We start from the raw sequence: 15,037 nt of genomic DNA on the forward strand, positions 1-15,037 counted from the left end.
TTTACTCAAAACGCACTGATTCGATGCTTCTTTGAGCGAACGATCAAAAATAGGCGTATTCCCATCAAAAAAATATTCTCAACCCAAAAAAGTTTGTGTAATACTTGTAACGCTACATGGAGATTAACTCAATCTAGAGGGTATTAATAATGAATCGTACTAAACTGGTACTGGGCGCGGTAATCCTGGGTTCTACTCTGCTGGCTGGTTGCTCCAGCAACGCTAAAATCGATCAGCTGTCTTCTGACGTTCAGACTCTGAACGCTAAAGTTGACCAGCTGAGCAACGACGTGAACGCAATGCGTTCCGACGTTCAGGCTGCTAAAGACGACGCAGCTCGCGCTAACCAGCGTCTGGACAACCAGGCTACTAAATACCGTAAGTAATAGTACCTGTTAATAAAATGGCGCACATTGTGCGCCATTTTTTTTTGCCTGCGTCAAACTGCTACTGCGTTACCTTTTCCCCTTCCTCTTCTGCTACCGCAGCAGACACCCGGCTGTTCTGCACTGACAACACGCTATTGCTGGCCGACGGGCCGCTACCCGCGGATACGACAACCGGGATCCCGGCACGGCGCGCCAGGGCTTTATCAATTAACGCCTTATCGCTTCCGGCCTGAGAAACAAAGGTGGCAAAGTCTGCCGAGTGGGTAATGGGCGAAATTTGCGGGTTCTCGCCCTCCACCTGCGCCAGCGGACGGTGGACCTCAATATAGCGCTTACCGTCCGGCTCAACCGAGAATTTCACCGGCTCGTTGATGATCTGTACCCGCGTGCCGACCCGCACCTGTTCAAACAGGGCTTTAATATCCGGGGCGTTCATTCGCATACAGCCGGAACTGACGCGCAGACCTACGCTGTCCGGCGCGCTGGTGCCGTGAATAAGATATTCCCCATTACCAATTCCCAGACGCAGCGCATAGCGCCCCAGCGGGTTATTTGGCCCCGCCGGGACGACGGGTGGCAATTTAATTCCCTGGGCCAGGGAACGCGCTCTGATGCCCGCCGTTGGCGTCCAGGTTGGATTAGGGATTTTTTGGCTGACGCGGGTGGTGCTCACCGGCGTTTCCAGCCCCAGCTGTCCGATGCCGAGCGGGAAGACCTGGACAATATTTTCTCCCGGTGGGAAGTAGTAGAGCCGAAGCTCGGCCAGGTTAACCACAATGCCTTCGCGCGGGGTATCCGGCAGCAACATCTGCGACGGGATCGTGATAACGGTACCCGGCGCCGGGTTTACTGGCGCAATGGTATTGTTCGTTTCAAGGATCACCTGCGCCGCCGTATTAAACCGACGGGCGATAGTCTGAAGCTTATTATCCCCTTCCTGTATCGTGTAGGTTTGATTTTGCCCAATCAGACGGCTGCCTGCGGGCGGCAACGGATAGTCCATCGCGCGGGCCGAATTAAACGTACCGAGCGAACTGAGGAGTAATAGAGTTATTAGAGACGCGCGCTTCATGCTGAGATTCCTTATTCACTGGCAGGATGCCAGAAAGCTGAAAAACCAGCGAGGCGGGAACCACCTCGCGAAACAGAATGAATGCTGTTCTGTAAGTCTAGCTAAGGATTGCAGCTTTGGCGCGAATGGCGCGAATCATCGCTTCCAGCCCCTGGGAGCGGGACGGGGTGAGGTGTTGGGTCAGGGCCATTTTTTCAAACCACGGGCGGACATCGAACGCGACGATATCCTGCGCCGACATCCGGTGGTAAAGAATAAAGACGACCGCAATCAGCCCTTTTACAATGGCCGCATCGCTGTCGCCGTGCAGGGCGATAGTGCCGTCGTCAGACTGCTCCATCACAATCCACACCTGGCTCTGGCAGCCCTGAATAATGTTTTCCGGGTTATGCGCCTCTTCTCCGAGCGGCGGCAGACGCTGCCCCAGCTCGATGATATAAAGGTACTTCTCTTCCCAGTTTGCACAGCGTCCAAAGTTGCGCAGCAATTTGTCTCTGTCCGGCAGTTCTGCCATCTTTTGCCTCTTCTTAGCCCAGCAGCTGGTGAATGCGCTTAAGCCCCGCCACCAGCCTGTCGACCTCTTCCATTGTGTTATACATCACCAGCGATGCGCGGCACATTGCCGGCACCTGGTAAAACGCCATCAGCGGCATGGCACAGTGGTGCCCGGTACGGACGGCCACGCCGTAATTATCGAGGAAGCTGCCCACGTCATAGGCGTGGTGTTTCCCCAGGTTAAAGGCAATCACGCCCTGTCGGTCAGCCGGGCCATACAGGGTAAGGTCCGGCACGCTGGCAAGCTCCTGCAGCGCGTAGTGCATCAGCAGCTGTTCGTACTCCTGGATGGCGTCGAGGCCGATTGCGGAGACGTAAGACACCGCCGCCCCCAGGCCGATAATCCCGCCGGTGTTGGGGGTGCCCGCCTCGAAGCGCCAGGGCGCACGTGCGTAGGTCGTCCCTTCCGTCAGGCTGACGGTGGCGATCATCGATCCGCCCCCTTCCCACGGCGGCATCGCCTGCAGGATGTCCTCTTTCACATACAGCACGCCAATCCCGGTCGGGCCATAGAGCTTATGCCCGGAGAATACGTAGAAATCGCAGTCCAGCGCCTGCACGTCCACCGCGTGGTGCATTACCGCCTGCGCGCCGTCAATCAGCACCTTCGCGCCGGCCTGATGGGCTTTTGCGATAATCTCTGTCACCGGGTTTTCGGTGCCCAGCACGTTAGAGACCTGGGTGACCGCCACCAGCCGCGTTTTATCGTCCAGCAGGGCGTCAAGCTGCTCCAGCTGCAGCGTGCCGTCGTCGTTCAACGGAACGACCCGCAGCTGCGCGCCGACACGCTCGCAGAGCATCTGCCACGGCACAATATTGGCATGGTGCTCCATCTGGGTGATGATGATGTTATCCCCCGCGCGCACCTGGGCGTTGCCCCAGCTGTTGGCGACAAGGTTAATCCCCTCGGTTGTGCCGCGCACAAATACCAGCTCTTCCGGCAGGCGTGCATTGAGGAAGGCTGCAATTTGCGTGCGCACGTTTTCCATGCGCTGGGTCGCCTCGGCGCTCAGGGTATGAATACCGCGATGCACGGCGGCGTAGCCGTGGCGGTAGAACTCGGCTTCCGCATCCACCACCTGATTCGGCTTCTGCGCGCTGGCCGCGCTGTCGAGATAGGCCAGCGGCAGGCCGTTCACTTCACGGGTCAGAACCGGGAAATCGGCCCGCACTTTCTCTACGGGAAAACTCATGCTTCGCCTCCGGGCAGACGCTGACCAATGCGGGCCAGCACCTGCTGCTTCAATACGCCATCGTGCAGCGCTTCCGTAAGCTCCGCCGCAAAGGCGTAGATGATCATTTTCTGCGCCGCCTGCTGGTCGATGCCGCGCGAGCGCAGGTAGAACATCTGCTCGTCGTCGATCCGACCGACCGTCGCGCCGTGACTGCATTTTACGTCGTCGGCGTAGATCTCCAGCTGCGGTTTGGTGTCCACTTCCGCCAGGCGCCCCAGCAGCAGATTGTTGTTGGTCATCTGCCCGTCGGTTTTGATGGCGTGCTGGGCGACGTTAATCAGGCCGTTAAACACCGCCCGCCCTTTATCGCTGACGATGGTTTTGTGCAGTTGTCGGCTGTTGCAGTAGCCTTTGTTGTGCTCAAGCCAGGTGCGCGTGTCGCACACTTCTGCCTTCACCGGCATCGCCAGGCTGTTGATGCGCAGCGTAGTGTTTTCACCGTTAAGCTGCGTGCTGGTGTTGTGGCGCAGCACCGCGCCGCCGAGCAGGAAGCTGTGGCTGTACGCCGCGGCATCCTGGCCCAGCAGAAGATCGTTATGGGCAAAATGGTGGCTCTGCGGATTCTCAAACGCCAGCTTAATATGGTAAAGCTGCGCATTGGCGGCAACGTTCATCGTCAGCCGCGATCCGGTAAAGTGGCGGGTCTCGTTGAGGCTGACGTAATGTTCGATTACCGTGGCCTCCGCCCCCTCCGCCAGCTCAAGGTGATGGCGATAGTGCGCGGTGTTGATCTCATCGCCCTCCACGCCCTGTGTGATGTGCATCAGCAGCAGCGGTTTTGCCGGACGCTGGTTACGCTTGACCTGAATATGCGTCACGCTGCGGGCCAGGCTCTCGGTCAGGTGGAGGAAAACTTCCGGCTGAACCGGGGCGCTCAGGCTCTGGCGGTCGTCGTTAATGACGATATCGAACCCGCTATCCCGGGCGTCATCACTCAGTTCTGGACGCCAGACGCCGTCAACAAAGACCAGACGCACCGCATCCACCGTCAGCGCCAGAGCGTCGCGCCGGGCCGGGTCAATCTCCGCCAGACGCGTCACAAACTCGCCGTTCAGCAGGCCGTCGAGTGGGGTGTATTTCCAGTTCTCATGCTTCCGCGTCGGCAGGCCGAGGCGCAGCATCTGCTGCAGGTGCTGCTGCGCCTGCTCGGAGCGCGTATTACCCTGCTCCTCAAACAGCCGGTGCCACTGCTGGAGCGCATTACTGCTGTTCGGTAAGCCAGCCATAACCCTGCTCCTCCAGTTGTTTAACCAGCGTAAAATCACCGGATTTCACAATACGTCCCTGGTAAAGCACGTGGACGTAGTCCGGCTTGATGTAGTCCAGAATGCGCTGGTAGTGGGTGACGATAATGAACGAGCGCTTGCCGTCGCGCAGGGAATTCACCCCGTCGGCGACAATCTTCAGGGCATCGATATCCAGACCGGAGTCGGTCTCATCCAGAATGCACAGCTCGGGCTCGAGCACCGCCATCTGCAGGATATCGTTACGCTTTTTCTCGCCGCCGGAAAAGCCGACGTTGACCGAGCGGGTCAGCAGGTCTTCCGGCATTTTAAGCAGTTTGATCTTCTCTTCCATGAGATCCTGGAAGTCGAAGCGATCCAGCGCCTCCTGGCCGCGATACTTGCGCACCGCATTCAGCGCCGTCTGGAGGAAAAACTGGTTGCTGACGCCCGGAATTTCCACCGGGTACTGGAAGGCCATAAAGATGCCCTCGCCCGCGCGGTCTTCCGGCGACATCTTCAGAAGATCTTTGCCGTTAAATTCGACCGAGCCGCCTGTCACTTCGTAATCTTCGCGTCCCGCCAGCGTCGCTGAAAGCGTACTTTTCCCGGAGCCGTTTGGCCCCATGATGGCGTGAACTTCACCCGGCTTGACGTCAAAATTGAGACCGCGCAGGATCGCTTTCTCTTCCACGCTAACCTGTAAATCTTTAATGCTTAACATGTGCTTTCCTTAACCGACGCTGTGTTCAAGACTAATGGCGAGGAGTTTTTGTGCTTCAACGGCGAATTCCAGCGGCAGTTCAGAGAACACGTCCTTACAGAAGCCGTTCACAATCATCGAAATGGCATCTTCTTCGCTGATGCCGCGCTGCAGGCAGTAGAAGAGCTGATCTTCCCCAATACGCGACGTGGTCGCCTCGTGCTCCAGCTGAGCCGTGTTGTTGCGACACTCCACGTACGGGAAGGTATGCGCCCCGCAGTCGGCACCGATCAGCATTGAATCACACTGGGTGAAGTTACGCGCGTTGGTGGCCGTCGGCATGATTTTCACCAGCCCGCGATAGCTGTTCTGGCTATGCCCGGCGGAGATCCCCTTCGAGATAATCGTCGATTTGGTGTTTTTCCCAATGTGGATCATCTTGGTGCCGGTATCGGCCTGCTGGTGCCCGCTGGTCAGCGCCACCGAGTAAAACTCACCGATGGAATTATCCCCGCGCAGAATACAGCTCGGGTATTTCCAGGTAATAGCGGAGCCGGTTTCCGACTGCGTCCAGGACATTTTGCTGTTTTCGCCTTCGCACAGCGCACGCTTGGTGACGAAGTTCAGGATACCGCCGGTATTGCCGTCGCCGGGGAACCAGTTCTGCACCGTGGAGTATTTCACCTCGGCGTCTTTGTGAATGATGACCTCAACCACCGCCGCGTGCAGCTGGTAGCTGTCGCGCACCGGGGCGGAGCACCCTTCGATATAGCTGACGTAGCTGCCTTCGTCCGCTACCAGAATGGTACGTTCAAACTGTCCGGTTTTTTCGGCGTTGATGCGGAAATAGGTGGAGAGCTCCATCGGGCAGCGCACGCCTTTCGGCACGTAGATAAAGGTGCCGTCAGAGGCTACCGCGGCATTCAGCGCGGCGAAGAAGTTATCGTTGCTCGGTACCACGGTGCCGATGTACTTTTTCACCAGATCGGGATGGTCATGAATAGCTTCGCCAAAGGAGCAGAAAATGATCCCCTGCTCGGCCAGCTTTTCACGGTAGGTGGTCGCCACCGAGACGGAGTCGAAAATGGCGTCTACCGCCACCTCTCTCCCCTCGCGCACGGGCACGCCCAGCTGGTTAAACGCCTCTTCAACCTCTTTGCTCAGGAAGCTGTTCTCGGCACCGGTCTGCTGGACCGCGCCGGGCTGCGAGGCGCAGGTATCGTCACAGCTGCCGCAGGAGGGCGCGGAGTAGTAGCTGTAATCCTGATAGTTCAGCTTGTCGTAGTGGGCTTTCAGCCAGTGCGGCTCTTCCATCTCCAGCCAGGCGCGGAACGCGCTCAGGCGAAATTCGAGCATCCACTCGGGCTCGTTACGTTTGGCCGAAATGGCGCGCACCACATCTTCATTAATGCCTTTCGCCAGCTCGTCGGTCTGCAGCTGCGTGAAAAAACCCTCTTTATAGTTGAGGTGTCCGCCGCTCCAGGTGTTTACATCACTCGTTGCTTCAGTATTACGAGACATAGTACCGCCTATACCCCAAAGCTTTCGCCGCAGCCGCATTCGTTCTGGGCTTTCGGGTTATGAAATTTGAATAACTGGTTTAAACCTTCCCGCACGTAATCCACTTCGGTTCCATCGATAAACGGCATAGCCTGCAGCGCGACGTACAGCTTTGCGCCGTCGGTTTCAAACACCAGGTCATCTTTTTCCGGTGCGGTGACGGTATCCAGCACGTAGCCAAAGCCCGCGCAGCCGGTCTGCTTAACGCCTAAGCGCACGCCGAGAATGTCGGGATTTTTTGCCACCAGCTCGTGGATATGCGCCGCCGCCGCAGGCGTGAGCGTTAATCCTCGCCAGGCAAAATCGGCAGGATTGAAGGTTTCTGAATGCAGTTCCATAGGTCCACCTCATCTGATTAGCCATCAGGGCATAACACCATGTTAGTGATAACGATTATCACTTCAACCCTTTGTCAGCAGGGGCATTCGGCTAAACCGCCCTTTTTGTCTACTTTTATTAAGCATAGACCCTGTCAGAAGATGCGGGCGGGATGGATTTAATTGTTCAATACTTTGAAAATTAATGGATTATCTGTTGTAGAAAACAGCGAAGAGAGGAAAAGTAAAATATGTATCGGAAATGCCTATTTTTGAGATAGCTTTTGTTCTGGAAGTGTCTAAAACAATAAAAGGCCCTCAAGGCCTCTGATTATTATTGGTGAAATGAAACGCTAAAACCCTGCTCACGCCAGTGATCCAGCTGTTCCTGCTGACGCGGTGTTGGCGTTTTTCCCGTCCAGACGAAGATTTTTTGCCCCGGGAAAAGTTCAGGACGCGGAGAATCAATCGGGTCCGCCAGCACGTCAATGTGCCAGCCTTGATGCGCCAGCCGCGCGGCTTCAAGCCAAAGATGGGTACGGTCATCGCATTCCCAGCCGAAAAGCAACGCATCTTTACCCGCTTTCTTGCGCGACTCCGCCAGGCTTAGAACCGCGAATTCAATCAGGACGCCGTCAAGCATGCTCGCCATGTGGCGTACAGTATTTTGATCCTGATTCATTCGCTGGCGGACGGGGGAAATGATGTTATCAATCAGCGCATCCATGGCGTGATCCCGGCGGAACTCACCGATTTTGGCGCGCAGCTTTGCCGGGCTGGCATAACGCAGAACGGTCATCATCTCTTCCTGGAACGAGACCCAGTTACCCTGAGTCAGGACTTCTTTATTTTCCAGCAAGGCTTTTACTTTTCCGACCGAAACGCCGCTTTTCATCAGGCGTTTGATCTCTTCAATACGCAGGATATCTTCATCGTCAAACTGACGATGCCCCCCTTCGCTGCGCTGCGGCTTCAACAATCCATAACGTCGCTGCCAGGCACGCAGCGTAACGGGGTTGATACCGCATCGTTCGGCCACTTCGCCGATACTGTAATAGGCCATTAACTCCCTCACGCTCAGAACTTCCATACCTAACTACACCAACCTTATCAGATTGTACAAACCATTTGTATAACTAAGACCGCATTTTGCACAGGTGAAAGGGGTCGTTCTCCCTTCACCTGTTAATACATTGTTGTCTAAAGTTTGCTTCTCGTACAGCTAAGTCTGCCGAATTTTGTACAGCTTTATCAAAAATCGAATTTCTTCTCCGGCCATGCAATCGCCGGAATTCCGCCATGCCGGGGGCTTGCAAACAGATGCCCCTGGAACTGGGAAATGCCCGCAGATTCCAGCCACATCCACTCTTCTGCCTTCTCCACGCCGACCGCGCAGAACTGAATTTCAAGCGAGGAACAGCATTTGATAATCGCCTGAATGATGGCCTGTCGAGGGCCACTTTTATGCACGTTCGCGACGAGATCGCGATTAATCTTAATTCTGTCGGGCTGGAATTGGGCCAGTAGCTGTAGTCCCGCAAAGCCGGCACCAAAGTGATCGATCGTCACGCTGATGCCTGCACTTTTTAGCTGTCTGACCGAATCCGTGAATTCATCAAAACGGGAAATGGCTTCGCTCTCGGTGAATTCCACCACAATTTGCTCAGGGACAAAACCGTTTGCTTCAATTGCGGTGAGCAGGAAATCAACGGCGTTAGGAATGTTAACCAGCGTCATAGGCAGCAGGTTGAGGGATAACGTCTGGTTCTGCAACCCGAGTGCACTGGCCATTGAGAGTGCTACCTGCTTGCTGTGCAAATCAGAGGTATACACGTCGTCACGCGGCAGATTGGCGAAGTAGATCCCCGGAGCGCCGCCGTCAGGCGTGCGGAGAAGCGCCTCCCAGGAGACAACCTGCTGCATAAACGGATCGACTATCGGCTGGAAAGCAAAGCTGCAATCCGCTCCTTTCGCGACTACCTCGGGTTGCGCTGACAAGCGTGTTTCTTCGCGAACGAACTCCCAGGAATCCGCAGGCGGCAGTTCAAAATAGTTCGCTTTTTCCGTGGCCTCGACAAAGGTACGGAAAAACTGCAGCGGACGGTCATTGTAAGTCAGCTGATAGCGTGTTGTTCCCTTGTTCAGCACCTGTTGCAGCACCTCGTTCCTGTCGAACTGGCGCAAATCAAAAAGCTCCATCCCCACCTTGCCAAAACGCCGGACGGGGCCGTGATCGCGCATCAGCTCGACTACGTTATGGTGTCGCGGGTCGTTGCAGATCTCCTCATAAATAGCAGAAACATGCTCCACTGGCCCCTCAAGCAACTGAAAAAAATGTGTGCCGTTAAACAGCAAGATCCCCGTGACGTTGGCTTGCCGGTTTTTATTATTTGCAGCAGCGACCATAGCTTCCAGTGCTTTCACTGGAACGTCCTCGCAGATATGACTGCGGTAAATGATGGTTGTAAGCATGCGATTCCTGGGGGTTAAGGGTTTTGACCACAAAAACATGTGGAGAGACTTCTCTTATAGCACATTAATTGCCTCACAAATAATTTACATCTCAATCATTTACGCCCGTTAATGGCACTCTCACAAGTGTTGTACAACTTAACAGCGGCTGTGCGATTTGTACAATATATTCTGTAGCATTACCGTTTCATGAACAACAAACAACTAATTGAAAAATAGATCATTTATAAAATATATCCTGATTCTATTAAAAATTTGTACATTTTCAATGTACAGATTTAGAAAAAGTGTATACCTTAAATGTAACGTTACTGATTACAAAATTTTACAGGAGCGAAACATGCAGCAGAAAGGTTACGTCGCAGATTCCGCAGCAGCAATCGCACAGTACTTCGAAAAAGCCACGCTTCCCACCCAACAGGAAACGCTGGGTCAGGTCGTTGTTGAGATCCTTAGCGACGGGCGAAATCTCAATCGCAAATCGCTCTGTACCAAACTGTTAAGTCGCCTTGAAAGGGCCGAGGGCCCCGAAGAGGAACAGCATTACCATATGCTGCTTGGCTTGCTCTTCGAACGATAACGTGATGAACAGCAGTGACGCAGACAAACTGACCGATCAGCTGATTGGCGAAGCCGTTCTTTCTCTTTTGAGAGAGCGTGGCCCCGTTACAACTGAAGCTCTGGTTCAGCGTCTGCGGCAGATGAAAACACATGAAAAGAATCCCCGGCGGCGGGAGACACTGGCGAAGGCGATTGCCGATATCGGATCAAAAAGCCTCGGATTAAAACGTCGCAGAACCGCGCAAGGACGAATAAGCAGAGAGGGACCTCTCAATGATAACAGAGACAATGTTGTGTCGTTGTTTGGAAAGGGAAAGCCGTCCGATCCCAAAAAAATACATTGACTGCATTTTAACAGCTACGGTGAGAACAAATGAGACAAAATATTCAGCTTCAACCCGAATACCACTCTGCTTTTTTAGACAGTGCGCTGGCGGAATATTTCCGTCACGCAGGCGATCGTTTTGCTGAAGAGTCCGCTATTTTTTCTACTGCAGTACGCTGTGTTCTGGCCTCCGAAGGTCATATTTCCAATAAAGCCATCATCCTCTGGCTCATTCAAACGCTGGAAGCCACTCACGACGTGGTTCAGGCGGATGTGATTCGCAAGACGCTGGAAATCGTTGTGGGCTACACCATGGATGACGTTTAAACGCCCTGTCATTCAGCGATCGTGTCATCGTCAGAATTGTCGAACAGGCTGACGATGACACCCCCCTCTCTTCATAACCCCCTGTAAAGAAGCATTATAAAGATGGCATGGTTTCTGCTTACTCCCTGTTACGGGACTGGGCTTACCAGTCATTTTGCTTCATTTCTTAACAGGTCTGTTATTGATGAAAAAAATCGCCAGCGTCTGCCCTTACTGTGGTGCAGGCTGCAAACTAAACCTTGTCGTTGAGAATAACCGTATCATCCGTGCCGAAGCGGCAGAGGGGGCCACAAACCAGGGCACGCTATGCCTGAAAGGATTTTACGGATGGGATTTCCTTAACGATACCCGCCTGCTCACCCCACGCCTGACCCAGCCGATGATCCGCTACCGCAAGGGAGAGACATTCACTCCCGTGACCTGGGAAGAGGCTATCCGCTACACCGCCCGGAAGCTCAGCAGCATTAAAGCCCAGTTCGGCCCGCGTTCGATTATGACCACCGGGTCGTCGCGCGGTACCGGGAATGAAACCAACTACGTGATGCAAAAATTTGCCCGCGCGGTGCTGCACACCAACAACGTCGACTGCTGCGCGCGCGTTTGTCACGGTCCTTCCGTCGCCGGACTTCAGGAGACCCTCGGCAACGGTGCAATGAGCAACTCTATCAACGATATTGAACACTCCAAATGCCTGCTTGTATTTGGCTATAACTGCGCAGACTCCCACCCTATCGTCGCCCGGCGCGTGCTAAAAGCCCGTGAAAACGGCGCGAAAATCATCGTCTGCGACCCGCGCCGCATCGAAACGGCGCGCATTGCCGATCAGCATCTGCAATTGAAGAACGGTAGCAACATGGCGCTGGTGAACGCCTTTGGCTATGTGCTTCTGGAAGAGGAGCTGTACGACAAGAACTACGTCGCGCGGTTTACCGAAGGACTTGAGGCCTATCGGCAGACGGTGAAAGAGTATGCCCCAGAGCGCGTAGAACACCTCACCGGCATCCCCGCCCGCGACGTTCGTCAGGCAATGCGCACCTTCGCGGCGGCCCCTTCCGCCACCGTAATGTGGGGAATGGGCGTGACCCAGTTTGGCCAGGCCGTTGATGTCGTCAAAGGGCTTTCCAGCCTGGCACTGCTGACCGGCAACCTCGGCCGCCCTGCCGTCGGTGTCGGTCCCGTGCGCGGACAAAACAATGTTCAGGGCGCCTGCGATATGGGCGTTCTGCCGAATATGTTCCCCGGCTATCAGGATGTGACCGATCCGGCTGTCCGGCAGAAGTTCGCCGATGCCTGGGGGATCGACGTCAATAACATGGACGATCGCGTTGGAACGCGCATTACCGAAGTGCCGCACCTTGCGCTGGAAGGCAAGGTCAAAGCCTATTACATCATGGGGGAAGATCCGCTGCAGACGGAAGCCGATCTCGGCCTGGTCCGCAGCGGTTTCGAGGCGCTTGACTTCGTGGTGGTTCAGGACATCTTTATGACCAAAACGGCGGAAGTGGCGGACGTTCTGCTCCCTGCCACCTCATGGGGCGAACACGGCGGCGTTTTTACCTGCGCCGACCGGGGTTTCCAGCGTTTTGGCCAGGCTATTGAGGCCAAAGGCAACGTGAAGCGCGACTGGGAGATCATCAGCCTGCTCGCCACCGAGATGGGCTATCCGATGCATTACGACGATAACCAGCAGATCTGGGATGAAATGCGCGAGCTGTGCCCGCTCTTCTACGGCGTGACGTATGAAAAAATGGGCGAGATGGGCCACGTGCAGTGGCCGTGCCCGACGCTCGATCACCCCGGCACGCCGTACCTTTACAAAGATAATCAGTTCGATACCCCGAGCGGTAAAGGGCAGCTCTTTGCCGCACCGTGGCGCGCGCCGGCCGAGACGCCCGATGATGATTATCCGCTGGTACTCTGCACGGTACGCGAAGTTGGGCACTACTCCTGCCGCTCGATGACCGGGAACTGCGCCGCGCTGCAAAGCCTCGCCGATGAGCCGGGACGGGTGCAGGTGAATCCTGCCGATGCGGAGAGACTAGGTATTAGCGACGGTCAACTGGTCTGGGTACGTTCGCGCCGGGGTAAAGTGATCACCCGCGCCAGCATTAGCGAGCGCATCAACGCCGGGGCGGTTTATATGACCTATCAATGGTGGATCGGGGCCTGCAACGAGCTGACGCAGGATAATCTCGACCCCGTATCAAAAACGCCGGAGACAAAATATTGTGCGGTGCAGCTGGAGGCCATTGAGGATCAGCGCTGGGCGGAGGACTATGCGGCGTCGGCGTATCAGTCCATGAAGTCGCGGCTGATGAGCGCGGCGAAAGTCTGAGGAACAGCGTAAATAGCATCAGGTTTACCCGGCACCAGAATGATCATCTTTTTGGCCGGGTAATTCCCTAATGAAACAGATCTAATGCATCACGAAACAAATTGGGGTTACAGCGCTTTTCAAGCAAGCGGTTCAGGAGCTCCAGCAATTCATGCTCACTGCTCAGGTTAAACTTATGCATAACCGCATACTTATGGGCATAGATCGTCTTTGGCGTAAGCATCATCTCCCTGGCTATGTTTTTGACGGATTCCCCCTTGAAAAGACCGGCCATAATATTGAGCTCACGCTGTGATAACGTTTTATGCTTACAGCTTAAACAGGCTTTTGAAAGGACAGGGATAACGGGCGCACTGTATGCACTCCAGGCCTGGCGCAATACCCTCTTCAACAGATAGAGTGACGCTGAGCGCGACACAAAAAAGGTCTGCTGAATGCAGAACGGTAAAAACGATGACGATGGCTCTTCCGCTTCGGTAATACCAATTATGACGCATTTACGCGCACATTTTAATTCCGGGAAACAGGTATAATGTTCGCCCTTGCTGAACGCATAAACGATTATTTCCGCCCGAGCAATATTCTCCACATCATAGCCATTGAGAAAATTGACTTTTTTTGTATATTCATTGTTAAAAAAATCTTCAACAAATGACCTGAGGCTATGGTGATATAAAAAATCATCTTCTTTAATTAAAACATTTATCATTTATCAGACCGAGACATAATCGATACTCAACTTTTTTTCAGGCCAAAGAAATCCCTGCATTAAATTGCATCCAGTATTCTGAGCCAAAGAAAACAGTTCGTTATTTTCGATGCCTTCAATAAGCACCTGATCTACCATCATAGCGCAGTAGGCTATCATTGATTGTAAGGCCCGGGGAGTCAATCTGTTTTCCCACAAGCTCTTTTTATCTACTTTAACACCATCAAATATGCAAATACGTTCACCCAGCGGCGCTAAATGCTCACTTCTAACATCATCCAACCATATCTTTGAACCTGTTTTTTTTATTCTCTGATGCATTATATCAAAACTCTCTCGCTCTTCATTTGTTAGCAAAATAAAATTGCACGGATCTTGTACCTCAATAACGATACCAGAACGCAGGCTGGGCAATATTTCACTGACCAATTCTGATTGGCATAATAATCTTGCGGGGACGTTAATAAAATAGTCACCATCCTCTTCACACAGAGGAATTATACGCAACTGCCAGCGCAGCAAACGAGAGCTTGCACTTAAAGACATCTTTTCAAAAAACGTTTCGCAATCAATTCCCTGACGTAAGGTACTTAGCATCTCCCAAGCCTTTATCTTCTTTTCCTGTGAAGAATAGATAGGCTGGAACCGAACACCGCATATAGCATGCTCAAGCAAGGAATTAATCAACATGGATGTCTCAAACTTAGTATTTTAAAAAAGATATTTCAGCCGTTACTGATAGGTAAAATCAACGTTCATTACTGACTGGAAAGTTCCAGCAGTGGAATTTCCCTGCGGCGTAAACATTCTCGCTGACAGGGGAAATGTCGAGCTGCGCGTACTGTTATCGACGTTGACCTGCATTGTGCTGTTTACGCTATATGTTGTCGCATGATCCCTGCTGGCGATACGTAATGCAACATTGTTGCTGGTTCCGCTGTTTCTCCATGCCGTGGGATCTTGCGTATCTGCATTACCGGTAAATTTGGCCGTTACGCTGGTGGTGCCTGCGGGACAATTTTGCACCAGCAGATCAAAGTCAGACCAGACGCCACCGTCACCGGCATTGATGAGATTCTGCTTTGTATCTTCCCCCAGATTGACCACTTTAGAAACGGTGCCCGTGTCAACGACACACGGGCTGGCAATGACCTGGCCAGTAACAATGATAGTGGTATCAGCGCAGGTAATTAAAGGGGCTGAACTCAGGAGGAAGGCAAATAAAAAGAGTTTATTATTCATATGATCTAGTCT

The 15,037-nt window shown here is 53.7% G+C and carries 17 protein-coding genes; 5 read left to right on the forward strand and 12 right to left on the reverse strand.

Going from position 1 to position 15,037, the window contains the following annotated elements; translation table 11 throughout:
• Nucleotides 1–149 precede the first annotated feature (149 nt).
• Nucleotides 150–386: a murein lipoprotein Lpp gene (lpp, locus tag INF77_RS16345; RefSeq protein ID WP_001082307.1), complete on the forward strand. Its 237-nt coding sequence runs from the start codon at nt 150–152 to the stop codon at nt 384–386.
• Between the two features lie 61 nt (nt 387–447).
• Here the strand turns inward: lpp and INF77_RS16350 are convergent, their stop codons facing one another.
• The 9 genes from INF77_RS16350 to INF77_RS16390 all read right to left on the reverse strand — a co-directional run bounded on the left by INF77_RS16350 (nt 448) and on the right by INF77_RS16390 (nt 9,526).
• Nucleotides 448–1,461, reverse strand: coding sequence for a L,D-transpeptidase family protein (locus INF77_RS16350; protein ID WP_028012870.1), 1,014 nt, complete (start codon nt 1,459–1,461; stop codon nt 448–450).
• Nucleotides 1,462–1,558: 97 nt separating this feature from the next.
• A complete protein-coding gene (gene sufE, locus INF77_RS16355; protein ID WP_028012869.1) occupies nt 1,559–1,975 on the reverse strand; it encodes a cysteine desulfuration protein SufE in 417 nt (138 codons plus the stop codon).
• Nucleotides 1,976–1,988: 13 nt separating this feature from the next.
• Nucleotides 1,989–3,209 carry a cysteine desulfurase SufS gene (gene sufS / locus INF77_RS16360; protein ID WP_028012868.1) on the reverse strand — a complete coding sequence of 407 codons (1,221 nt, stop codon included), beginning with the start codon at nt 3,207–3,209 and terminating at the stop codon, nt 1,989–1,991.
• Nucleotides 3,206–4,477 (reverse strand): Fe-S cluster assembly protein SufD, encoded by a 1,272-nt coding sequence (gene sufD, locus INF77_RS16365; protein ID WP_193531764.1) that lies wholly within the window; start codon nt 4,475–4,477, stop codon nt 3,206–3,208. Before sufD ends, sufS begins: the two co-directional genes overlap by 4 nt.
• Nucleotides 4,452–5,198, reverse strand: a complete 747-nt coding sequence (sufC, locus tag INF77_RS16370) for a Fe-S cluster assembly ATPase SufC (RefSeq protein ID WP_193531763.1) — start codon at nt 5,196–5,198, stop codon at nt 4,452–4,454. The genes sufD and sufC overlap by 26 nt, the downstream gene beginning before the upstream one ends.
• A 9-nt stretch (nt 5,199–5,207) precedes the next feature.
• Complete coding sequence (gene sufB, locus INF77_RS16375; protein ID WP_028012865.1) at nt 5,208–6,698, reverse strand: Fe-S cluster assembly protein SufB; 1,491 nt, start codon at nt 6,696–6,698, stop codon at nt 5,208–5,210.
• A gap of 8 nt (nt 6,699–6,706) precedes the next feature.
• The gene (sufA, locus tag INF77_RS16380; protein ID WP_041910386.1) at nt 6,707–7,075 is read right to left on the reverse strand and encodes a Fe-S cluster assembly scaffold SufA; all 369 of its coding nucleotides are present in this window, start codon (nt 7,073–7,075) and stop codon (nt 6,707–6,709) included.
• A gap of 313 nt (nt 7,076–7,388) precedes the next feature.
• Nucleotides 7,389–8,117, reverse strand: coding sequence for a MerR family transcriptional regulator (locus INF77_RS16385; RefSeq protein WP_193531762.1), 729 nt, complete (start codon nt 8,115–8,117; stop codon nt 7,389–7,391).
• Between the two features lie 188 nt (nt 8,118–8,305).
• Nucleotides 8,306–9,526 (reverse strand): diguanylate phosphodiesterase, encoded by a 1,221-nt coding sequence (locus INF77_RS16390; protein WP_048956257.1) that lies wholly within the window; start codon nt 9,524–9,526, stop codon nt 8,306–8,308.
• Nucleotides 9,527–9,866: 340 nt separating this feature from the next.
• On the opposite strand from INF77_RS16390, the gene ycgZ reads away from it, so the two are divergent.
• The 4 genes from ycgZ to fdhF all read left to right on the forward strand — a co-directional run bounded on the left by ycgZ (nt 9,867) and on the right by fdhF (nt 13,074).
• The gene (ycgZ, locus tag INF77_RS16395) at nt 9,867–10,106 is read left to right on the forward strand and encodes a regulatory protein YcgZ (protein WP_028012861.1); all 240 of its coding nucleotides are present in this window, start codon (nt 9,867–9,869) and stop codon (nt 10,104–10,106) included.
• Nucleotides 10,107–10,110: 4 nt separating this feature from the next.
• Complete coding sequence (locus tag INF77_RS16400; protein ID WP_193531761.1) at nt 10,111–10,431, forward strand: hypothetical protein; 321 nt, start codon at nt 10,111–10,113, stop codon at nt 10,429–10,431.
• A gap of 29 nt (nt 10,432–10,460) precedes the next feature.
• The gene (locus INF77_RS16405) at nt 10,461–10,739 is read left to right on the forward strand and encodes a biofilm/acid-resistance regulator YmgB/AriR (RefSeq protein WP_028012859.1); all 279 of its coding nucleotides are present in this window, start codon (nt 10,461–10,463) and stop codon (nt 10,737–10,739) included.
• A 184-nt stretch (nt 10,740–10,923) separates the two neighbouring features.
• On the forward strand, nt 10,924–13,074 hold the full coding sequence (gene fdhF, locus INF77_RS16410; RefSeq protein WP_193531760.1) for a formate dehydrogenase subunit alpha: 2,151 nt from the start codon (nt 10,924–10,926) through the stop codon (nt 13,072–13,074).
• Nucleotides 13,075–13,141: 67 nt separating this feature from the next.
• On the opposite strand, the gene INF77_RS16415 is transcribed toward fdhF, so the two are convergent.
• Genes INF77_RS16415 through INF77_RS16425 form a run of 3 tightly spaced genes read right to left on the reverse strand, consistent with a single transcriptional unit; the run spans nt 13,142 to nt 15,025 of the window.
• Entirely contained in the window at nt 13,142–13,783 is a 642-nt protein-coding gene (locus INF77_RS16415) for a LuxR C-terminal-related transcriptional regulator (protein WP_047368381.1), read from the reverse strand.
• Between the two features lie 3 nt (nt 13,784–13,786).
• Nucleotides 13,787–14,473: an EAL domain-containing protein gene (locus INF77_RS16420; protein WP_193531759.1), complete on the reverse strand. Its 687-nt coding sequence runs from the start codon at nt 14,471–14,473 to the stop codon at nt 13,787–13,789.
• 42 nt (nt 14,474–14,515) lie between these two features.
• The gene (locus INF77_RS16425) at nt 14,516–15,025 is read right to left on the reverse strand and encodes a fimbrial protein (protein ID WP_063942596.1); all 510 of its coding nucleotides are present in this window, start codon (nt 15,023–15,025) and stop codon (nt 14,516–14,518) included.
• Nucleotides 15,026–15,037 lie beyond the last annotated feature (12 nt).

This window comes from Enterobacter cloacae complex sp. P1B, from assembly GCF_014982345.1.
Classification (GTDB): Bacteria; Pseudomonadota; Gammaproteobacteria; order Enterobacterales; family Enterobacteriaceae; genus Enterobacter; species Enterobacter bugandensis.

What these genes read in the sequence shown, in the direction of transcription:
- lpp (WP_001082307.1), top strand. Translation starts at nt 150, where the DNA reads ATGAATCGTACTAAACTGGTACTGGGCGCGGTAATCCTGGGTTCTACT.
- INF77_RS16350 (WP_028012870.1), bottom strand. Translation starts at nt 1,461, where the DNA reads ATGAAGCGCGCGTCTCTAATAACTCTATTACTCCTCAGTTCGCTCGGT.
- sufE (WP_028012869.1), bottom strand. Translation starts at nt 1,975, where the DNA reads ATGGCAGAACTGCCGGACAGAGACAAATTGCTGCGCAACTTTGGACGC.
- sufS (WP_028012868.1), bottom strand. Translation starts at nt 3,209, where the DNA reads ATGAGTTTTCCCGTAGAGAAAGTGCGGGCCGATTTCCCGGTTCTGACC.
- sufD (WP_193531764.1), bottom strand. Translation starts at nt 4,477, where the DNA reads ATGGCTGGCTTACCGAACAGCAGTAATGCGCTCCAGCAGTGGCACCGG.
- sufC (WP_193531763.1), bottom strand. Translation starts at nt 5,198, where the DNA reads ATGTTAAGCATTAAAGATTTACAGGTTAGCGTGGAAGAGAAAGCGATC.
- sufB (WP_028012865.1), bottom strand. Translation starts at nt 6,698, where the DNA reads ATGTCTCGTAATACTGAAGCAACGAGTGATGTAAACACCTGGAGCGGC.
- sufA (WP_041910386.1), bottom strand. Translation starts at nt 7,075, where the DNA reads ATGGAACTGCATTCAGAAACCTTCAATCCTGCCGATTTTGCCTGGCGA.
- INF77_RS16385 (WP_193531762.1), bottom strand. Translation starts at nt 8,117, where the DNA reads ATGGCCTATTACAGTATCGGCGAAGTGGCCGAACGATGCGGTATCAAC.
- INF77_RS16390 (WP_048956257.1), bottom strand. Translation starts at nt 9,526, where the DNA reads ATGCTTACAACCATCATTTACCGCAGTCATATCTGCGAGGACGTTCCA.
- ycgZ (WP_028012861.1), top strand. Translation starts at nt 9,867, where the DNA reads ATGCAGCAGAAAGGTTACGTCGCAGATTCCGCAGCAGCAATCGCACAG.
- INF77_RS16400 (WP_193531761.1), top strand. Translation starts at nt 10,111, where the DNA reads ATGAACAGCAGTGACGCAGACAAACTGACCGATCAGCTGATTGGCGAA.
- INF77_RS16405 (WP_028012859.1), top strand. Translation starts at nt 10,461, where the DNA reads ATGAGACAAAATATTCAGCTTCAACCCGAATACCACTCTGCTTTTTTA.
- fdhF (WP_193531760.1), top strand. Translation starts at nt 10,924, where the DNA reads ATGAAAAAAATCGCCAGCGTCTGCCCTTACTGTGGTGCAGGCTGCAAA.
- INF77_RS16415 (WP_047368381.1), bottom strand. Translation starts at nt 13,783, where the DNA reads ATGATAAATGTTTTAATTAAAGAAGATGATTTTTTATATCACCATAGC.
- INF77_RS16420 (WP_193531759.1), bottom strand. Translation starts at nt 14,473, where the DNA reads ATGTTGATTAATTCCTTGCTTGAGCATGCTATATGCGGTGTTCGGTTC.
- INF77_RS16425 (WP_063942596.1), bottom strand. Translation starts at nt 15,025, where the DNA reads ATGAATAATAAACTCTTTTTATTTGCCTTCCTCCTGAGTTCAGCCCCT.